Here is a 19,929-nt window from a genome sequence, read left to right on the forward strand (position 1 = left end):
GTAGCGTTTTTCGTTTTTAAATTTTGTTTTTTATTTAAAAGCAAGAGCTCCCATTGGATCCCATGGAAGTAATTCGATTGGGTCCTTAGCGCCTTCGTCAAATTCTTTCTTCACGTCATCCGACAAGAATTTCTTGTTAATAACTGCTTGGTAAACAAATGAATCAAACCAAGCATCACTCATAATGAAGTAACCCTTAAAGCCAGGCTTGTCACCCCATGAGTTTTCGATCTTCCACTTAGTTGGTTTGCCGTTTACTAGATCAACACCAGTAATAACCATAGCGTGGTCCATCATGCTTTCACCTGAATCAAGCTTTTCAGCTTTTGACATTGATAAATCAACGTCAAATAATTCATCACGCTTGTAAATATTGGTATCAAGAAGACCAAGTTGTCTTTCAGAATCTTTGCTGACGTTAGAACCAAACCAAACAACTTCTCCTGATTCAAGTTGCTTAATGATTAAGTCTTTCATTTCGTCAATTTCTAAGTTAAGGTGACGAACTTGACGACCGCCAACAACGTTACCAAGGTATTCAACTGAAAATACTTTGTGGTAAGGTTTGTCATCAGTAGGTGAGTTGATAATTGAAACGTGATCTTCTAAGTTCATGCCAACGTACTTGTCAAAGAATGCCTTAGGAGTAAGATCAGCATCGCGGTGGTAATTACCATCATCATCTTTGTACTCGAAATCAAATTTCTTTGGTGGAACGCCAAGAGAAACAGCCAAAACGCGGAAAACATCATTTAAGAATTCGTTCTTACGTTGTTGTACTTCATCTTCTGATTTACCACTGTTGACTAATTCACGTAATTCCAAACCGTCCTTACGTAGTAAAGTGTTTAAAGTGTCGTTTAAAGCACTTGAATTAGTTGCATTAGCAGTTTCTGGGTAAACAGATTTTGGTACGATACCATACTTTTCAATTAAGCCGCAAAGCATATCCCATTGACCACCATCTTGTTGTGGTGTTGCGAATAAGAAGCTTACCTTACGGTCACCAAGTGGCTTATCTGCTGAAGCAATTACATTTTCGAAGAACCAGTTTGATTTTTCAAACTTGTCCCAGAAGTTAGTGTAATTTTGTGATAATTCAAAATCCTTAACCTTGTATTCCTTTTGCAATGGGTGACGCATGGTGTTCAATGCTGAGAACATCCAGCAGCGACCTGATTGCTTTTGATCAGCTGGCTTACCAGTATCAATTTCAACTGAAAATGTTGGGGTAAGGTCAATTTGAGATTGTAAATTTTGACTAGCCTTGAAAATACCGTTTTGTTGAGCAGCGTGGCTAGCAATGTTAATACTAGGGTGCTTTGCTAGATCATCAGTATAATTGGCAATAGCATCATTTGTAATTTCTTTTGTCATTAATGTTATCCTCCTTAAGTTAATAACTCCCATTTTATCCCATCTAGATTAACTAGTCTATTGTAGGCCGAATGATTTTATGAATAAATTGTTAATTAATTGCTACTGAGTGTTAAATTTTGAAAAACAAAAAGAAGCAATTATACTAATTAGTTGCTTGAGCAGGACGGTGATACCAAATTTTATGAAACTCAGGATGCCGCTGGAAATAGTCAATTACTAGTGGATCAAGAGGCCAGATTGGTAATTTGGTATTCTTGGCAAATTCCATTACTAGAGCCATATTTTTGTCCAGAACTGCTTCTTTGTTTTGGTTTGGGGCAATAAACATGTGGTTAATTACCCAAACTTTTCCGTCATTTCGCTCAATTTCGTCCATTGACCAGTGGTAGATTAATTGCTCGTTATCATCGTATTCTTTAAAAAATTGGTGTGGATCATAGAAGGTAAACATTACTTTTTCTCCTGCAAAAAAATGGACTGCTTTTTACGAATTTAATTATAGAACTAGTTTTGCAATGCGAAACTAGAGGAACGTATTTCTTTTAGCCAATAATATAAATTAGCGCTATAAATTTTTCCTACTTACAAGTTATAATGTTTATGATACTTTAACTGAAACAAAAAGTCTTTACCAGCCAAAGGAGAAAAAATGAACAGAACACGTGGCTTTGAAATCGTATCTAAATACCAAGATGAAGATATTACGCTACCGAGACGCCAGACAACTGCTAGCGCAGGATATGACATTGAAGCGGCTCAAGACATGGTGATTCCAAGCATTTGGCGGTTAAACTTTGTCCGTATTTTCCGTTTGATTAGAAATGGGCATCAACTCTATGAACCTGATTATGAGATGGCAGATAAAATAATTAAGCCATTTTTAATTCCTACTGGGGTCAAGGTCTATATGCCAGAAGACGAAGTGTTGATTTTGGCGAACAGGTCGTCAAATACTTTTAAAAGAAACTTGAGCTTACCCAATGGGATTGGCGTTATTGATGCAGACTACTATAATAATGATGCTAATGAGGGTGAGATTTTTGTTCAGGTACTTAATTATGGTGTTCGACCAATAAAGATTAAAAAGGGTGAGCGAATTGCTCAAGGAATTTTTATTCATTATTTAAAAACAGATGATGATGAGCCAGTCAGCCGTCAACGTGCTAATGGCTTTGGCTCAACTAACAAGGAGGAGTAAATGGCCAAAATTAAAACGAAATACAAGTGTCACTCTTGTGGCTATATTTCGGCTAGTTACTTGGGAAGATGTCCTAATTGCGGCGCCTGGAATCAGTTCGAAAAAGAAACCGAAACTGTCCAAGCGCATTCTGCAAAAGGTAGTCCAAGTAGACTAATTAAGAAAACTGGAATTAATGAACCAGTTAAAATTGAAGCCGTAAAGGCTGAAAAAGAGGAACGAATCCAAACAAGTATGGGTGAACTTAACCGTGTTCTTGGTGGTGGAATAGTTCCTGGCTCACTTGTGTTAATTGGTGGGGACCCTGGGATTGGTAAGTCCACATTAATGTTACAAATCATGAGTGAGCTATCACAAAAATTCAAAGTCCTATACGTTTCGGGAGAAGAATCAGCTAATCAAATTAAGTTGCGCGCAGATCGTTTAGGACTTGCTGCGAATGATATGTTGCTTTATCCAGAAACAGACATGGAAGATATTCGTCAGCAAATTGACACAATTAAGCCTGATTTTGTCGTAATTGACTCAATTCAAACAATGAATGAACCTAGTCTTGATTCAATGACGGGTTCCGCATCACAGGTTCGTGAAGTAACCAGCGAATTAATGAAAATTGCTAAGATGGATGCAATTACGGTCTTCGTGATTGGTCATGTTACCAAGGAAGGTGCAATCGCTGGGCCTAAGATTTTGGAGCACATGGTGGATACAGTTCTTTATTTTGAAGGTGATGAACACCATGCATACCGAATTTTGCATTCCGTAAAAAATCGGTTTGGTGCTGCTAACGAAATCGGTATGTTTGAAATGGTCAACAAAGGGTTGCAGGAAGTCACTAATCCATCTGCAATTTTTCTTGATGAGCGATTACCTAACTCAACGGGATCTGCGATTGTCGTCTCGCTTGAGGGAACAAGGCCGATTCTAGCGGAAATCCAAGCATTAGTTACACCGACCGCATTTGGCTACGCCAAAAGAACTACTGCCGGTATTGATTTCAACCGAGCAGGATTATTGTTAGCAGTTTTAGAAAAGCGTGGCAACTTGATGCTACAAAATCAAGATGTTTATCTAACTGCTACCGGTGGTATTCGCTTGAATGAGCCTGCAGTTGATTTGGCGGTAGTGATGGCGATTGCTTCAAGCTATAAAAACCAAGAAATTTTACCAACTGATTGCTTCGTGGGTGAGGTTGGTTTAACTGGTGAAGTTAGACGAGTTAACCAGATTGATGCGCGGATTAAAGAAGCCGCTAAAACAGGTTTTAAGCGAATTTTTATTCCTAATCATAATATGCGATCAAGTTTGCAAAATATGGGAATAGAAGTAATTCCCGTTTCAAGCATCCCCCAAGCGTTAAAATTGGTTTTGGGTTAAGGAAAGATTGAACTTTTCCGTTATTACGGGTAAACTAAAAATGTTTATATTTACTTTTTGAAAGAGGCATGAATTTTGGCAAAACAAAAAATTCGGGTAAGATATGCCCCAAGTCCAACAGGGCACTTACATATAGGTAATGCGCGAACTGCACTATTCAACTACTTGTTTGCGCGTCATAATAAAGGTACTTTTGTTTTAAGAATTGAAGATACTGACCAAAAACGTAATGTCGAAGGTGGTTCTAAATCACAAATGGAAAACTTACGTTGGTTAGGTATTGACTGGGATGAAGGTCCTGACAAGGGCGGCGATTTTGGCCCATATCGTCAATCTGAACGTAAAGATATCTATAATAAGTACATTCAACAACTGTTAGATGAAGGTAAAGCTTACTATTCATACAAAACAGAAGAAGAACTTGAAGAACAACGTGAAGAGCAACGGGCAATGGGAATTGCTCCACACTATACTTACGAGTATGAAGGCCTGACTGCCGATGAAATTGCGCAAAAGCAAGAAGAGGCAAAGGCAAAGGGCTTAAAGCCAGTTGTTCGAATTCACATTCCTGAAATGGAAACATATTCTTGGGAAGATATCGTTAAGGGCCACTTAAGCTTTGAGTCTGACACAATTGGTGGCGATTTTGTTATCCAAAAACGTGATGGTATGCCAACTTACAACTTTGCAGTTGTTGTCGATGATCATTTAATGGAAATAACTCACGTTTTACGTGGGGATGATCACGTCTCTAACACTCCTAAGCAGCTAGCTGTTTATGAAGCATTAGGCTGGGAGCCACCTAAGTTTGGTCACATGACTTTAATTATCAATGCGGAAACTGGTAAGAAGTTATCTAAGCGTGAAGAAGACAAGTCAGTATTGCAGTTTATTGAGCAATATCGTGATTTAGGATACCTACCAGATGCAATGTTTAACTTCATTACACTTCTTGGTTGGTCACCTGTTGGTGAAAACGAAATCTTTACTCAACGCGAATTGATTAAGCAATTTGATCCTGCTCGTTTATCAAATTCACCTGCAGCTTTTGACAGAAGAAAGTTAGAGTGGATTAACAACCAATACATCAAGAAGGCAGATCGTGATACTTTACTAGACTTAGCACTTAACAATTTACAAGAAGCTGGTTTAGTTGAAAAAGATCCAAACCCTGAAAAGATGGAATGGATACGTCAATTAGTTAACATTTACTCTGTGCAAATGTCATATACTAAGCAGATTGTTGATTTAGCTAAGATTTTCTTTGACGCACCAAAAGATTTGAGCGATGAAGAAATTGACGAAATTCGTAAGGATGAAGCAAGACCTGTTATTGAAGAATTCAAGAAGCAAATTGATTTAATTCCTCGGTTTACTTCACCACAAATTATGAAGGCAGTTCAGGCAACTCGTCAGGAAACTGGCATTAAGGGTAGACGCCTATTCATGCCAATCAGAATCGCAACTACTAGATCAATGGTTGGCCCTGGAATTGGCGAAGCAATGGAACTTTTGGGTAAAGAAAAAGTTCATGAACACCTTGACTTAACCTTGAAACAAATGAGCGAAAACGGCTTATAATTTAATACAATAAAAGAGCACCTATTTTTGATTGATAGGCGCTCTTTTGCTTTGCCGTTTTCCGATAAATTATTTTTTAAAAGCTAGAAACTACTATTGTTTCTGTTAGAATGGAGATAAAGTTTTAGAAAGGCAAGTTAGCCGTCGTGAAAATATATAATACTCTGACGAAAACTAAAGAAGAATTTCAACCAATTAAATCTGGGCAGATTACGATGTATGTCTGTGGCCCAACGGTTTACAATTACATTCACATCGGTAATGCACGAAGTGCAATCGCTTTTGACACCATTAGACGCTATTTTGAATACCGCGGGTATAAAGTTAATTATGTGTCTAACTTTACTGACGTTGACGATAAAATGATTAATGAAGCACGTGCCGAAGGCATTACTGTGCCCGAATTAGCGGATCGCTACATTGAAGCTTATGAAGAGGATACGGCCGCTTTAAATATCGAGCCCGCAACTAAGAATCCCCGTGCAACTAGTGAAATTGCTGCAATTATCAGTTTTATTGAAAAGCTAATTGAAAAAGGTTATGCTTATGAATCTGCCGGTGATGTTTATTATCGAGCAAAGAAATTTGCGCACTATGGTGAATTAAGCAGTAAGAACATTGCTGAATTAGAAGAGGGCGCTTCGGAACACGTTAACGAGGAAGAACAGAATCGTAAGGAAGATCCAATTGATTTTGCCCTTTGGAAAAAGCAAAAACAGCCTGATGAAATTGCCTGGGAGTCTGCTTGGGGCAAGGGACGGCCAGGCTGGCATATCGAATGTTCAGTCATGTCAACCAAATACTTGGGCGATACAATTGACATTCATGGTGGTGGGCAAGATCTTGAATTTCCACATCATGAAAATGAAATTGCTCAGAGTGAAGCCGCTACAGGTAAAAAATTTGTTCATTATTGGATGCATAACGGTTTTGTGACTGTAGGTGCTGATCAAGAAAAAATGTCGAAGTCGTTACATAATTTTGTAACGGTCCATGAAATTATAAAGAAAGTTGATCCACAGGTTCTTCGCTTCTTCATGGCCAGTGTTCAGTATCGACGTCAAATCAACTATTCAGAAGAAAACCTCAAACAAGCACAGACTATTTTGCAGCGTTTTAAGAACATGTTGATCAACTTGAATTATCGTTTAAAAGACGGCACTTCTAATGTTGAAGACGCTAATTTACGTGAAATTTTGGCTAAAACGGAAACAGATTTTGTTACCGCAATGGATGATGATTTTAACGTTCAAAATGCGTTAACAGCAATTTATGATTTATTACCAGTGTTAAATGCCAATATTGCAGCTGAAAGTGTTGATAAAGACGCATTAATGAAGGCGCAAGCTCTATTAACAGAATGGTTGGGTATCTTTGGTATTGATACCGCCAAGTTGATTAAGCAAAATGAGACGCAAGGTGATGATGAAATTGTTGCCTTGGTTGAGCAGCGTGATGAAGCAAGAAAGAACAAGGACTGGGCTAAAAGTGATCAGTTACGTGATCAATTAAAAGAAATGGGAGTAATCATTGAAGATACTCCACAAGGAACAAGGTGGATTCGTGAGTAATAGTAAAAAGTTGGTCGAAAACGAAATTAATCCAGATACATTAAACGGGCAGACGTTAGCCTATTTAGGGGATGCTGTTTATGAAGTTGATATTCGGCGGCATTTAGTTAAATGTGGCATTGTTAAGCCACAAGCCTTGCAGCTAAGAGCAACACATTATGTGTCAGCCAAGGCTCAAGCGGCTTTGATTACTAAGATGCAGGAAGATGGCTTATTGAGTGAGGATGAACTAGCAACTTTTCGTCGCGGTCGTAATTCTAAAACTTATAGCAAGGCCAAGAATACTAGTTTAGCCACATACCAATTGTCGACAGGATTTGAAGCAGTTTGGGGCTATTTGGAATTACTTGGTAAAAAAGAGCGGCTTCAAGAATTAACTTCTTGGTGCATTGAAACAGTGGAGAATGGTGGCATTGATGAATATGACTTCAAGTGATAGTGATTTTGTTTTTGGTAGACATGCTGGAATTGATTTTTTAAAAACACAGGATGCTGGCAGAATCAATAAGGTTTTTTTGCAACAAGGTGTGCAGGAAAGCTTTGCAGATGAAGTGTTCGGTTTAGCAAGGGAAAAAGGAATTGTTGTTCAAACTGTTCCTAAAAATAAGCTTGATCGCCTAGTTCAAGGCGGCAATCATCAGGGACTTGTTCTGACTGTTGCTAGTTTCGAATATGCGGATTTGGATGATTTACTTGATCAATTTGATCAGGAGGAGAAACAACCATTTTTGTTAATGCTTGATTCAATTGAAGATCCACACAACCTGGGCTCGATTTTGAGAACAGCTGATGCAACTGGGGTCGATGCAATCATTATCCCGAAAAGACACGCAACGGGTTTGACGTCTGTTGTGGCTAAGACCTCAACTGGTGCGATTGATTACGTCCCAGTTGCCCGCGTTAATAACCTTGTACAAACTAGTCAAATGTTGAAAAAACGTGGTTACTGGCTTTTTGGCACAGATATGGACGGAACAGACTATCGTCAGTGGGATAGCAATGGTAAAACTGTTCTTGTAATCGGAAATGAGGGTAAAGGCATTTCACGTTTACTGAAAGAACAAATGGATCAAATGATTACTTTGCCAATGGTTGGCCATGTGCAATCTCTCAATGCAAGTGTTGCAACTGGTGTTTTGCTATATCAAATGCTGGATACTAGAAATCATCATAAATAAAAAAGTTAAATGGGTGCCCATACAAAATGTGCGCTCATTTTTTTGCAAATTTTGTTCTGACAACCTAAAGTGAATTTTGCTGTTATTAACCGTTACATTTACCTGTTAGTGAAAAATTTAAACATTGGTTCGTTTAAATTAAATTTTGCTTCTCAGTATTCTTTAGCTCAGATATCAACTAAAGGAGAATAGCAATATGGCTAAAATAGAAGTAGCAAGAGAAGAAACCGAGTTAATTATGCAAATCAAAAGTGGACAGACTGATGCACTACGTAAGCTTTGCTTTTTGTATCGTCCACTAATTGCGAATATTAAGAAAAAATATCATCTTCGCTCTTACGATAATCAGGATTGGGATCAGGATGCGATGATCATTTGTTATTTAGCTGTGAAAGATTTTGACCCAAAAAAGGGTAATTTCGCTAGCTATTACAAAGTTCGGCTGGTAAATCATGCCAATACGCTTCTTAGACGTGAAATGGCATACCGCAGAAAGGCTTGGGCCAAAGCAATTTCTTTTGAAGCAGCAGCTACTAAAGGAATGAATCCTATTCGGCGACCAGAAACTTTTTTACCAGAAGTGCCGCTAAGCATAAAACTAGCTGAATTAGTCAACAAGCTATCGATTTTAGAAGTTACGGCTTTATTAATTATTCTCGGACTTTGTCAACCAGAACAGATAATTAACGACTGGCAAATTTTGCCAATGACCTTAGTAAGGGCACGCTCGCGTCTGCTGCAAAAAGCACGGTTAATTTTATTAGACTCTGTTTAATAGAAAATGATGAGAATTTAGCGTATAATTAATAACTGTAGAATTATTTTATAGGAGGTAGATTAAGATGGCAGAAGATGTTATCAAGACTGCATTGTTAGATCGTCACATGAAAGAGGTTTTTGACTGGAGTGATTCAGACATGCCAGTTAGGGATGCTCTTTGGGACTATTTCATGGAAAAGAATGGTAGAGATACCATGAAGACGGAAGAAGATATGCTTCCGTTCCTTGATTATTCTGACGATAAAATCGAATCCTTCGTAAATGAAAATCTTAAGAAGTAAATCCGACTATTACAATGTTCTACGCCCGGCGGTTACGCTTTTGTTTGACCACCAAAAACAGCTGCTTATAAGTAGCTGCTTTTTATTTAAAGAGAAAAATTGACTTGAATTTTAGGGCAATTATTAAATGAATTGCTTATACCTGTATTTTTTGCTAAAATACAATAGTTTGGAAGTGAGATTATGGCAGTGAAAAAAGCATCATTAGCTTGCAGCGTATGCGGCTCGCGTAACTACTCAATCACCGCAGGCAAGAATCGCACGAAGCGGCTTGAATTGAATAAATTTTGTAAACATTGTGGCAAAATGACATTACACAAGGAAACGAGGTAAATTGAATGATTAAGTTTTTTAAGAGCGTAGCACACGAAATGCACTTGGTAACATGGCCAACAGCTAAACAAAACCGTCATGATACTGGAACAGTCATTACTACTTCAGTTTTATTCGCCTTGTTTCTAGGAGTGTTAGACTACTTATTCAGCGTTTTAACACAAATTTTCATGTAAATAGAAATGAAATTCTATTCGTGATATAATAAATAAAGTTAAAGAAAAAACCTCTGAGTGGAGGTTTTTTTGTTTGCCAAAATAAAAGGAGAAATTTGTAATGGTTGAAACAACAAAGAAGCAATGGTACGTGCTTCATACTTATTCAGGATACGAAGATAAGGTTAGATCTGACTTGCTATCACGTGCACAAAGCATGGGGATGCAAGATTATATCTTTCGGGTAATGGTTCCTGAACAAGAAAAAATCGAGAAGGTCAACGACAAGAAAAAAGAAGTTGAAGAAAAAATCTTCCCTGGTTACGTCTTAGTTGAAATGGTCATGACTGACGAAAGTTGGTTTGTTGTTCGAAATACACCTAACGTAACTGGATTTGTTGGTTCACATGGTGGTGGTTCTAAGCCATCACCACTTCTTGAAGAAGAAGTAAATCGTCTGTTGCGTCAACAGGGAGAACCTGCAAAGCGTCCTCAAGTTGAATACGAAGTTGGTGAAACTGTCACTATTATTGACGGTGCATTTAACGGCGTTGAGGGTAAGATTACTGAAATTCAACCCGATAAATATAAGTTATTTGTTTCAGTTGATATGTTTGGCCGTGCAACTACAACCGAGCTTGATTACGATCAAGTAGAAAAAATTAGCTAAACTTTTACGAGAGATTGCAAATTTTAAAAAACGATGGTACCATATTAAAGTACTTTTATTATTGTGGGAGGAAAAGTAGGTAACTTTTCCATTTTAACCACGCACGGAATCAAGGAGGTTTTGACCGTGGCAAAAAAAGTTATTAACGTTGTCAAATTACAAATACCAGCTGGTGCTGCAACACCCGCTCCTCCAGTTGGTCCTGCTTTAGGTCAAGCAGGAATTAACATTGTAGGTTTTACTAAGGACTTCAATGCTAGAACTGCTGACCAAAAAGGCATGATTATTCCTGTAGTCATTACAGTTTATGAAGACCGTTCATTCGAATTCATAACTAAGACTCCACCAGCTCCAGTTCTTTTGAAGCAAGCTGCTAAGATCGACAAGGCATCCGGTGAACCTAATACCAAGAAAGTTGGTAAGGTAACTAAGGATCAAGTTAAGGAAATCGCTGAAACAAAGATGAAGGACCTTAACGCTGCAGATGTTGAAGCTGCTATGCGAATGATCGAAGGTACTGCTAGAAGCATGGGTATCGAAGTCGAAGACTAATCCTGTTATTTATAACAATTTAGGTGGGAGAGTTTGAGTCTCGTTTGACCACATATTAAGGAGGAAATCACATGCCAAAGCATGGTAAAAAATATTTAGAAGCTGCTAAAAAAGTAGATTCAAAGAAATTATATTCAGTTGCTGAAGCAATTAACTTAGTTAAAGAAACTTCATATGCTGGTTTTGATGCATCAGTTGAAGTTTCATACAACTTAGGCGTTGACCCTAAGCAAGCAGACCAACAAATTCGTGGTTCACTTGTTTTACCAAACGGTACTGGTAAGACCCAAAAGGTTATTGTCTTTGCCGAAGGTGCTCAAGCTGAACAAGCTAAGGCTGCCGGTGCTGACGAAGTTGGTTCTGACGACTTAGTAGAAAAAGTTCAAAACGGTTACTTAGACTTTGACGTTGTTGTTGCAACACCAACAATGATGGCTAAAGTTGGTCGTTTGGGTCGTGTGCTTGGACCTAAAGGTTTAATGCCAAACCCTAAGACCGGTACTGTAACAATGGACATCGAAAAAGCCGTTAAGAACGTTAAGGCTGGTCAAGTTGAATACCGTGTTGACCGTCAAGCAGCTATTCATACTGCTATCGGCAAGGTATCATTTACTGATGAACAATTAATTGAGAACTTTGATGCTCTACGTGACGTGATTTTACGTGCGCGTCCATCAGCTGCTAAGGGCCAATACATCAAGAGCGTTGCAGTTGCTGCAACCTTTGGTCCTGGGATCAAGCTTGATCCATTAAACTTGGATTAAAGATTAATTCGAAGAAAATAGGAAAGCAACTCTGCCACACGCGCGAGTTGCTTTTTTTATCGACTTTTTGACCTTAAATATTTATCAATTGCAAGATATTTGTTAAACTAAGCATAATCCTATTGTCAAATTGAGGAAAATACAATGCGTAAAGAGAATGTGAGCAAATTGCTGGTAGTCCTTTTGGTTGTGCCGCTGTTTTTAGTGGGTTGCGGTCAAAGTAAGGAAAAGATTACGATTGTTGGATCCAGTGCTTTGCAACCATTGATTGAGCAAGCTGGTAATGATTATCATCTAGCTCATCTTGATAGTAATATCGTTGTTCAAGGCGGTGGTTCAGGAACAGGGCTTAGCCAGGTTCAAGCGGGTGCAGTGCAGGTAGGAACGTCTGATGTTTTTGCTGAAACCCAAAAGGGAATAGATGAAAAAAAGCTACAGGACTATCCTGTTGCGATTGTTGGAATTGTCCCGATTGCCAATAAAGGAGTCGGTGTCAAGAACTTGTCCAAGAAGCAATTAGCTGCCATTTTTACAGGAAAAATAACCAATTGGCGACAAGTTGGTGGTAAGAACTTGCCGATTATTGTGATTAACCGCTCTCGCGGCAGTGGTACCAGAACTACTTTTGAAGATTTGATTCTAAATGGTAAGGATGCTGTCAATTCGCAGGAACAGGATTCTAATGGAACAGTCAAAAAGATTGTTAATTCAACACCCGGAACAATTTCATATATCTCATTTCCGTATGCAAATGATGAGAACATTCAGAAAATCAGTATAAACCACGTTCAACCAGTCAATAAGAACATACCCACTAATAAGTGGTCACTTTGGTCATATGAACATATGTATACTAAGGGAAAGCCTAACAAGGCAACCGCTAAGTTTATTAACTATGTCTTAAGTAAAAAGGTACAAAGAGATTTAGTACCTAAGATTGGCTATCTAAGTATTCATGAAATGAAAGTTTCGCGTGATAGTGAAAATAAAGTTACGAAATTAGGTAATTAGTATGTCTAAAAAAGAACAAGACTTGCAGGAAGTTGTTGAACAAGCGATTGCTCAACAAAAAGTTCCTCACGTCAAAATTAAGGGGATTAATCCGCATAGTATTGATATTGCGAGGTTAACTAAACCTTCTAAGGAAACCAGACAAGAACGCTGGGGCAAAGGTTTAACTGCTTTAGCAATTTTACTAATCGGTATTTTGATTGTCTCCATTATTGGTTTTGTTGGTAGTCATGGTTTAGCAACCTTTTTTACTGATAAAGTTAATATCTTTCATTTTCTGTTCTCAACTGACTGGAATCCAAGTGCTGGTCCTAATCACGTTGGTGCTGCGGCAATGATTGTTACTTCTTTTGCAGTTACGCTGCTTGCAGCCCTTATTGCTACTCCATTTGCAATCGCAGTAGCACTCTTTATGACTGAATACGAATCAGGCAAGAAAGCAAACCTTTTGCAATCAGTTATGGAATTACTTGTTGGTATTCCATCAGTTGTATATGGGTTCCTGGGTTTAACTGTTGTTGTTCCTGCTGTTAGAACTGTCTTTGGTGGAACAGGTTTTGGTATTTTGACGGCCACCTTAATTCTTTTTGTTATGGTGTTACCGACAATTACTTCTCTAACAGTTGATGCTTTTAAGGCAGTTCCAAAGGAGTTACGTAAATCTTCTGCTGCTTTAGGGGCAACGCAGTGGCAAACTATTTACCATGTTGTTTTGAGAGCTGCTCGAGCACGTATTATGACAGCGATTATTTTCGGAATGGCACGTGCTTTTGGTGAAGCTTTAGCTGTTCAGATGGCGATTGGTAATGCAGTCTTAATGCCTTACAACTTGGTCAGTCCAGCAGCAACCTTAACTAGTCAATTAACTAGTCAAATGGGTAATACAGTTATGGGCACACTGCCTAACAATGCACTATGGAGTTTGGCATTACTACTATTAATAATGTCATTAGTGTTCAACTTCTTGGTACACTTAATTGGAAAGAAGAGTTAGTAGTAAAATGAATTCAAAGAGAAATGATCGCATCGCTACTGGCGTTATCTATTTGTTAGTTGGCATCGTAATCCTACTTTTAGTTGGTATTATTGGAAACATCTTAATTTCTGGTGTACCACATTTATCATGGCACTTTTTAACTTCTGCTTCTTCTTCATTTGAAGCTGGCGGGGGAATAAGAGATCAACTGTTTAATTCACTTTATTTGTTGATTTTAACTTTATTGATCTCACTACCAATTGCTTTGGGTGCAGCAATCTACTTAGCTGAATATGCGAAGGACAATTGGGTGACCCAATTAATTAGAACTACGATAGAAATTCTTAGCTCGCTTCCTTCAATTGTTGTTGGACTTTTTGGCTATTTACTATTTGTCGTTCAATTTGGCCTTGGCTTTTCAATTATTGCCGGTGCGTTGGCTTTAACATTTTTTAATTTGCCAATTTTGACCAGTAACATTGAAGAAGCAATTAAAGGTGTGCCACAAACTCAGCGTGAAGCCGGCTGGGCCCTTGGCTTATCCAACTGGAAAACAATCCGTGGTATCGTCTTGCCTGCAGCACTTCCAGGTATTATAACAGGTATCATCCTAAGCGCTGGACGTGTTTTTGGTGAGGCAGCTGCTTTAATTTATACTGCTGGACAAAGTGGTTCAACTGTTGATTATTCTAATTGGAATATGTTCAGTCCAACCAGCTTTTTAAACGTAATGCGTCCGGCTGAGACCTTGGCTGTCCATATTTGGAAAGTTAACACTGAGGGGATCATTCCCGATGTCACAGTCGTTTCAGCTGCTACTTCTGCCTTATTGGTTATTGTAGTCATTATCTTTAATTTTGGCGCTCGTGCGTTGGGTAATTGGTTATACAATCGCTTGACCGCTGCTAAAATTAAATAAGGAAAATTCTATGGAAAATTGGCAAACTCAAAAGACTTACATTAAGACTTTTAAAGACGAAGATTGTGCTATTTACACTGAGGACTTAAGTGTTTTTTATGGCGGTACAATTCAAAAATTATTTGATGTAAGTCTAGGATTTAAGAAAAACACGATTACAGCACTAATTGGTGCTTCAGGTTCAGGGAAATCAACTTTTTTACGATCGTTAAACCGCATGAATGACCGTGTAGCGCGTGTAGATGGCAAGATTATGTTTCATGATCTTGATGTAAATCAGCAGAAAATCAATGTTTATGAATTGCGCAAGGCGATTGGGATGGTCTTTCAAAAGCCTAACCCGTTTCCTAAGTCAATCAGGGAAAATATAACATATGCGCTAAAGGCTAATGGTCAACAAGATAAACAAAAGCTTGAGCAAATTGTTGAGGAAAGTTTGCGAGCTGCTGCATTGTGGGATGAAGTTAAAGATAAACTTGATAAGAGTGCCTTAGCTCTTTCTGGTGGGCAGCAGCAGCGTTTGTGTATTGCAAGAGCAATCGCACTGAAACCTGAAATTTTGCTCTTAGATGAGCCAGCAAGTGCTCTAGATCCAGTTTCAACTGCTAAGTTGGAAGATACTTTAAAGCAATTGCGTAAGAAGTACACGATGGTAATGGTTACGCACAATATGCAGCAAGCATCCAGAATCAGTGAGTACACTGCTTTCTTTCATTTAGGACATGCACTTGAATATGATACGACTACAAATATTTTCACTAATCCACAAGGTGAGATTACTGAAAAATACATTCAAGGTAGTTTTGGCTAAAGGAGCGATCATATGACAAATATTATGGAGGCCCAAAACGTCAAATTAAGTTATGGCAAATTTGAGGCGTTGCATGGCATCAGTCTTAACTTTCCAGAAAAGCAGTTAACTGCTTTGATTGGTCCGTCAGGATGCGGAAAATCAACCTTTTTAAGATGCTTGAACCGGATGAATGATGACATTGATAATATCAACATTACAGGTAAGATTTTGCTTGAAGGTGAAGATATTTATCGTGCCAAACTGGATTTAGTTGCATTACGTAAAAAAGTGGGAATGGTTTTCCAACAACCTACACCTTTTCCCTTTCCAGTCTATGACAATGTTGCCTACGGCTTAAGGGTTGCAGGAGTTAAGGATAAACAATTAATTGATCAACGAGTTGAAGAAAGCTTAAAGCAGGCGGCGATTTGGGATGAAACCAAGGATAACTTGCAGCGTAATGCCCAGGAGTTTTCCGGGGGACAGCAACAGCGAATCTGTATTGCACGTGCGTTAGCTGTTAGACCTGAAGTGGTTTTACTCGATGAGCCGACTTCAGCACTTGATCCAATCTCAAGTGCTGAAATTGAAGAAACTTTGATGGGCTTAAAAAAGAAGTATACATTCATCATGGTTACGCACAACTTGCAACAAGCGAGTCGTGTTTCTGATCAGGTTGCTTTTTTAATGGATGGCGAACTGATTGAGTCTGGGTCAACCGAGCAAATGTTTTTGGCCCCTAAGAAAGAAATAACTAGTAATTATCTTAATGGCCGTTTTGGCTAAATTTGGAGGTGGATCATGCACGAAATATTTTTGGATGAACTGAAAAAGTTAAACACACAATTTATGGAAATGGGAGTACAGGTTAATGAGTTAATTGACAAGGGTACTCGTTCATTTGTTGACCATAATAAAAAGATGGCTCAAGAAATGATTGAACAAGATAAGGTTGTTGCCAAAGAAGCAATTACAATCGAAAAAAAGGCCCTTGATCTGATGGCATTGCAGCAACCAGTTGCAACTGACTTCCGTGTGGTAATCAGTATTTTAAAAGCAACTACTGACTTAGAACGAATTGGTGAGAATGCCAATAGTATTGCCGTTGAAACAGTTAGAGTGAAGGGTAATCCTCGTATTCCTGATGTTGAGGGAATAATTTCACGTATGACACACCAAGTACGTACGATGTTAATCAAAGTATTGACTGCATATGTTCAAGATGATGAAAAGACTGCTCGTGAAATGCTTGATGGCCATGCAGATGTTCATTATGACTACCGCAAGGCTAGAAAAATGATCATTGATGGTGTTAAAAAAGACCCTAATGTTGCCGTTGCTTCAGCAAGTTATTTTGTCATCATTCGTTTGCTAGAGCGAATCAGTGATCACATTGTTAACTTAGCAAGCTGGGTTATTTACAAGTCTTCTGGTGATTTATTTGAATTAATCAATTCAGACAAGAAAACTTCTGAAAAGGAAACCAAGGAAGAAGCTCCAAAGAAGAACGAAAAGACTAAAAAGAAATAAAACTTAAAAGGAACTATTACAGTAGTTCTTTTTTATTCGCAGAATTATTGCTTGCATTTAAAAAGTAACCCTGCTATAGTTAATAGAGTGAATTCTACCTAAGACTCGGGTGGCTAACGCCTTAATATCCCGCCGAGGCCAGAAGATTATGAAGATTTTAAATGCTCCATGTCTTTGTTGGCATGGAGTTTTTTAGGCCTTATAGAATTTATTAAAAAATTTAACGGAGGTGAATTCGATTGAGTAAAGCTGCTATTGCTGAAAAAGAAAAGTTCGTTGATGCGTTCGCTGAAGATCTTAAAGCTGCAAAAGCTATTTTGGTAATTAATTACCTTGGTTTAACTGTTGAAGAAGTTACTAACATGCGTAAGGAACTTCGTGATAACGGTGTTAAAATGAAGGTTGTTAAGAACACTTACCTAAGACGTGCTGCTGCTAAGGCTGGCATTGAAGGTCTTGAAGATACTTTTGTTGGACCTACAGCTGTTGTTTATACTGATAATGCTGATGACATCACTGAGCCAGCTCGTATTGTTTCAAAATACGAAGATGACTTTGATGTTATTGACATTAAGGGTGGTGTGCTTGAAGGTAAGGTAACTTCTAAGGAAGATATCAAGGCTCTTGCTGCCATTCCAGGACGCGAAGGATTACTATCAATGCTTGTTTCTGTATTACAAGCACCTGTACGTAACGTCGCTTACGCTATTAACGCTGTTGCCGATTCAAAAGACGAATCTGCTGAATAAATATAATGTAATTTATATCTAATAAAAATATTTCGGAGGATATATAAATATGGCTTTAGATACTGAAAAGATTATTGAAGATTTAAAGAATGCTTCAATTCTTGAATTAAATGACCTTGTAAAGGCTATTGAAGATGAATTTGGCGTTTCTGCTGCTGCACCAGTTGCTGCTGCAGGTGCTGCCGGTGGTGAAGCTGCTGCTAAGTCAAGCTACGATGTTGAATTAACAGAAGCTGGTCAAGAAAAGGTTAAAGTTATCAAGGTTGTTCGTGACCTTACTGGACTTGGCCTTAAGGATTCAAAGGACCTTGTTGATGGTGCTCCTAAGAACGTTAAAGAAGGCGTTTCTGAAGACGAAGCTAACGACATCAAGGCTAAGCTTGAAGAAGTTGGTGCTTCAGTAACTTTGAAATAGTTACAGTCCAACTGGACAAGCTAAATAAAAAAGCGTAATCCCAATATGTTTGGGGTTGCGCTTTTTGTTTGTAAAAATATAACCTTTTATAATCAGCTTAATTTTTAAAATAATTAATCATAATCATTGGTTTGTAATATAATTGGATTTATAGTAAAAGTATACAAAGTAGTTATTGTATTTGTATTTACTAGGAGTTTTTTTATTAAAAATAATCAAGAATGGAGAAAACTAATGAGAAAAAATAAATGTCGCCAAGCTTTAACAGCACTTGTGGCAATTACAAGTTTGGGAAGCTGTCTAGCATTGAATTCAGAGCTATCAGAAGCTAAAACGGTAACTGGTAGCACTGAGCTAACTGCTTCGGCCACAAAGATGGGCCGCATTATTAAAAAGACTAGTCTATATAATAAAAAAGGCCACAAAATTAAAAAATCAACCTTAAAAAAGGGTAAAGAATTAGCATTAGTTGGTAAAGTAAAGATTAATAAGAAGAAATACTATAAAGTTGGCTACAATAAATATGTTTTAGCCAAGTATGTAACTATTATCAAGGCAAAGCAAATACAACAGCAAAATACTACCACCCCAAGTACAAGCAAACCTGTAATGCCAACTACGCCAAATACTAATACGACGCAAAAAACATCAACTACACCGAAGACTCCAAGTAAGTCTAAGGATGACGCAGTAAGCAATTTCTCAATTTCCGATTTTAGAAGAGCATTTTTGGATGGTTTAAATGCTGAAAGGGCAGATCGCGGCCTTTCACTGGTAAAAGAGGATTCTCACTACGATGAAGTAGTTCAGGAACGAACAAAGCTGTTGCCAAATAATTTTTCTCACTTTGACTCAAACAATAAGTTCATTCTTGAAAAGTGCTTTGAAGATGCAAACATTAAAAGTGCAAGTGTTGCAGAATGTATTGCAATGTTCCCATGGGGTGTTAGTGTTGACCATTCTACCAATCAGCTTGTACAGGCAAAGAATGCTTCAAGTGCTTTGGTTGCTCAAGGGATGCTTTACGAATATATTTATAACGATGCAGCTTCTAACTGGGGTCACCGTGATATCTTGCTAAATCCAAAAGACAAGACAATTGGTTTGGGTGCAGTTATCGGACAAAGTGATCAAATTTATTCCTCTGTAGGAGTTACTTATTAAATAAGCTAATATAGTGACAAACATGTTAATAAAACAAGTTTGTCTTTTTTATTAACATGGGCAAAGTGAGTTAATATATCTTACTACATGATATATTAATTTTCCTCTTCTTAAATTATAATTTTAGTATGAGTAATTTACAAAAGAGGATTTAATGGAAGAAAAGAGAATATTCACTTTTTGTCTATCTTTATTAGTTTCAGCTTTTTTCTTTGGAAAAAGTGTTTCTGTGAGTGCAGCTAGTACTGATAATGCAAATGAACAAAACAAGACTAACGTAACAGAAGAAAAGAACAATAAAGTTCCAAAAATAGATTCAAAAAATGTAGCAATTCACGAAAAAAGTTAGCTAAAATTATATAAGAACTTTAAATTAAAGCCTTAAACTCCGAAAATTAGATAGCTTCGGGGTTTTATTTTATCCTAAAATGTCTGCAAAATTGTCATTAATAATTGCAGAAGAATACCGCTAAGTAATGAAGTGGATTTTTTGTTCTTTCTAATTTGCAAAAGTAAAATGGTTCGTTAAAATTATTTACAGTAAAACTGTTT

At 37.8% G+C, this 19,929-nt stretch carries 25 protein-coding genes and 1 other annotated feature; of the genes, 23 read left to right on the forward strand and 2 right to left on the reverse strand.

The features are described from left to right. Positions 1 to 30: 30 nt before the first annotated feature. Positions 31 to 1,377, reverse strand: coding sequence for an aminopeptidase C (gene pepC, locus H3R21_RS06725; protein ID WP_198183971.1), 1,347 nt, complete (start codon positions 1,375 to 1,377; stop codon positions 31 to 33). 145 nt (positions 1,378 to 1,522) lie between these two features. Further along, positions 1,523 to 1,831, reverse strand: coding sequence for a hypothetical protein (locus tag H3R21_RS06730; protein ID WP_198183973.1), 309 nt, complete (start codon positions 1,829 to 1,831; stop codon positions 1,523 to 1,525). 198 nt (positions 1,832 to 2,029) lie between these two features. On the opposite strand from H3R21_RS06730, the gene H3R21_RS06735 reads away from it, so the two are divergent. The 23 genes from H3R21_RS06735 to H3R21_RS06845 all read left to right on the forward strand — a co-directional run bounded on the left by H3R21_RS06735 (position 2,030) and on the right by H3R21_RS06845 (position 19,726). Then, on the forward strand, positions 2,030 to 2,578 hold the full coding sequence (locus tag H3R21_RS06735; RefSeq protein ID WP_198183975.1) for a dUTP diphosphatase: 549 nt from the start codon (positions 2,030 to 2,032) through the stop codon (positions 2,576 to 2,578). Further along, a complete protein-coding gene (radA, locus tag H3R21_RS06740; protein ID WP_198183977.1) occupies positions 2,579 to 3,955 on the forward strand; it encodes a DNA repair protein RadA in 1,377 nt (458 codons plus the stop codon). It abuts the gene before it with no gap. Positions 3,956 to 4,030: 75 nt separating this feature from the next. Further along, positions 4,031 to 5,536 (forward strand): glutamate--tRNA ligase, encoded by a 1,506-nt coding sequence (gene gltX / locus H3R21_RS06745; protein WP_198183979.1) that lies wholly within the window; start codon positions 4,031 to 4,033, stop codon positions 5,534 to 5,536. 146 nt (positions 5,537 to 5,682) lie between these two features. Further along, positions 5,683 to 7,107, forward strand: a complete 1,425-nt coding sequence (cysS, locus tag H3R21_RS06750; RefSeq protein ID WP_198183981.1) for a cysteine--tRNA ligase — start codon at positions 5,683 to 5,685, stop codon at positions 7,105 to 7,107. Then, on the forward strand, positions 7,100 to 7,543 hold the full coding sequence (locus H3R21_RS06755; protein ID WP_122035694.1) for a Mini-ribonuclease 3: 444 nt from the start codon (positions 7,100 to 7,102) through the stop codon (positions 7,541 to 7,543). The genes cysS and H3R21_RS06755 overlap by 8 nt, the downstream gene beginning before the upstream one ends. After that, positions 7,530 to 8,285 (forward strand): 23S rRNA (guanosine(2251)-2'-O)-methyltransferase RlmB, encoded by a 756-nt coding sequence (gene rlmB, locus H3R21_RS06760; RefSeq protein WP_109716047.1) that lies wholly within the window; start codon positions 7,530 to 7,532, stop codon positions 8,283 to 8,285. The genes H3R21_RS06755 and rlmB overlap by 14 nt, the downstream gene beginning before the upstream one ends. Positions 8,286 to 8,481: 196 nt before the next feature. After that, the gene (locus H3R21_RS06765) at positions 8,482 to 9,060 is read left to right on the forward strand and encodes a sigma factor (protein WP_198183983.1); all 579 of its coding nucleotides are present in this window, start codon (positions 8,482 to 8,484) and stop codon (positions 9,058 to 9,060) included. A gap of 67 nt (positions 9,061 to 9,127) precedes the next feature. Then, positions 9,128 to 9,346, forward strand: a complete 219-nt coding sequence (locus H3R21_RS06770) for a hypothetical protein (RefSeq protein WP_046307443.1) — start codon at positions 9,128 to 9,130, stop codon at positions 9,344 to 9,346. 183 nt (positions 9,347 to 9,529) lie between these two features. Next, positions 9,530 to 9,679, forward strand: coding sequence for a 50S ribosomal protein L33 (rpmG, locus tag H3R21_RS06775; protein ID WP_074426294.1), 150 nt, complete (start codon positions 9,530 to 9,532; stop codon positions 9,677 to 9,679). 5 nt (positions 9,680 to 9,684) lie between these two features. Then, complete coding sequence (secE, locus tag H3R21_RS06780) at positions 9,685 to 9,855, forward strand: preprotein translocase subunit SecE (RefSeq protein ID WP_198183985.1); 171 nt, start codon at positions 9,685 to 9,687, stop codon at positions 9,853 to 9,855. 100 nt (positions 9,856 to 9,955) lie between these two features. Beyond that, a complete protein-coding gene (gene nusG / locus H3R21_RS06785) occupies positions 9,956 to 10,504 on the forward strand; it encodes a transcription termination/antitermination protein NusG (RefSeq protein WP_109715718.1) in 549 nt (182 codons plus the stop codon). A 126-nt stretch (positions 10,505 to 10,630) separates the two neighbouring features. Continuing rightward, positions 10,631 to 11,056 (forward strand): 50S ribosomal protein L11, encoded by a 426-nt coding sequence (gene rplK, locus H3R21_RS06790; protein ID WP_046307440.1) that lies wholly within the window; start codon positions 10,631 to 10,633, stop codon positions 11,054 to 11,056. Between the two features lie 71 nt (positions 11,057 to 11,127). Further along, on the forward strand, positions 11,128 to 11,820 hold the full coding sequence (rplA, locus tag H3R21_RS06795) for a 50S ribosomal protein L1 (protein WP_198183987.1): 693 nt from the start codon (positions 11,128 to 11,130) through the stop codon (positions 11,818 to 11,820). Between the two features lie 144 nt (positions 11,821 to 11,964). Next, positions 11,965 to 12,831, forward strand: a complete 867-nt coding sequence (locus tag H3R21_RS06800) for a phosphate ABC transporter substrate-binding protein (protein WP_046307438.1) — start codon at positions 11,965 to 11,967, stop codon at positions 12,829 to 12,831. A gap of 1 nt (position 12,832) precedes the next feature. Beyond that, on the forward strand, positions 12,833 to 13,825 hold the full coding sequence (gene pstC, locus H3R21_RS06805; protein ID WP_198183989.1) for a phosphate ABC transporter permease subunit PstC: 993 nt from the start codon (positions 12,833 to 12,835) through the stop codon (positions 13,823 to 13,825). Between the two features lie 7 nt (positions 13,826 to 13,832). Further along, positions 13,833 to 14,726, forward strand: coding sequence for a phosphate ABC transporter permease PstA (pstA, locus tag H3R21_RS06810; RefSeq protein ID WP_046307436.1), 894 nt, complete (start codon positions 13,833 to 13,835; stop codon positions 14,724 to 14,726). A gap of 10 nt (positions 14,727 to 14,736) precedes the next feature. Further along, complete coding sequence (gene pstB, locus H3R21_RS06815) at positions 14,737 to 15,537, forward strand: phosphate ABC transporter ATP-binding protein PstB (protein ID WP_046307435.1); 801 nt, start codon at positions 14,737 to 14,739, stop codon at positions 15,535 to 15,537. Between the two features lie 12 nt (positions 15,538 to 15,549). Next, entirely contained in the window at positions 15,550 to 16,305 is a 756-nt protein-coding gene (gene pstB, locus H3R21_RS06820) for a phosphate ABC transporter ATP-binding protein PstB (protein ID WP_046307434.1), read from the forward strand. A 15-nt stretch (positions 16,306 to 16,320) separates the two neighbouring features. Continuing rightward, a complete protein-coding gene (gene phoU, locus H3R21_RS06825; RefSeq protein WP_198183991.1) occupies positions 16,321 to 17,049 on the forward strand; it encodes a phosphate signaling complex protein PhoU in 729 nt (242 codons plus the stop codon). Positions 17,050 to 17,128: 79 nt separating this feature from the next. After that, positions 17,129 to 17,253 (forward strand) — a sequence feature (ribosomal protein L10 leader region). Between the two features lie 35 nt (positions 17,254 to 17,288). Then, positions 17,289 to 17,798, forward strand: a complete 510-nt coding sequence (gene rplJ, locus H3R21_RS06830; protein ID WP_046307429.1) for a 50S ribosomal protein L10 — start codon at positions 17,289 to 17,291, stop codon at positions 17,796 to 17,798. A 49-nt stretch (positions 17,799 to 17,847) separates the two neighbouring features. Continuing rightward, positions 17,848 to 18,213, forward strand: coding sequence for a 50S ribosomal protein L7/L12 (gene rplL / locus H3R21_RS06835; RefSeq protein ID WP_046307428.1), 366 nt, complete (start codon positions 17,848 to 17,850; stop codon positions 18,211 to 18,213). 234 nt (positions 18,214 to 18,447) lie between these two features. Continuing rightward, positions 18,448 to 19,377, forward strand: coding sequence for an SLAP domain-containing protein (locus tag H3R21_RS06840; protein WP_198183993.1), 930 nt, complete (start codon positions 18,448 to 18,450; stop codon positions 19,375 to 19,377). Between the two features lie 154 nt (positions 19,378 to 19,531). Beyond that, on the forward strand, positions 19,532 to 19,726 hold the full coding sequence (locus tag H3R21_RS06845) for a hypothetical protein (protein WP_198183995.1): 195 nt from the start codon (positions 19,532 to 19,534) through the stop codon (positions 19,724 to 19,726). Positions 19,727 to 19,929 lie beyond the last annotated feature (203 nt).

Source organism: Lactobacillus sp. W8172 (genome assembly GCF_016102055.1).
Classification (GTDB): Bacteria; Bacillota; Bacilli; order Lactobacillales; family Lactobacillaceae; genus Lactobacillus; species Lactobacillus apis_A.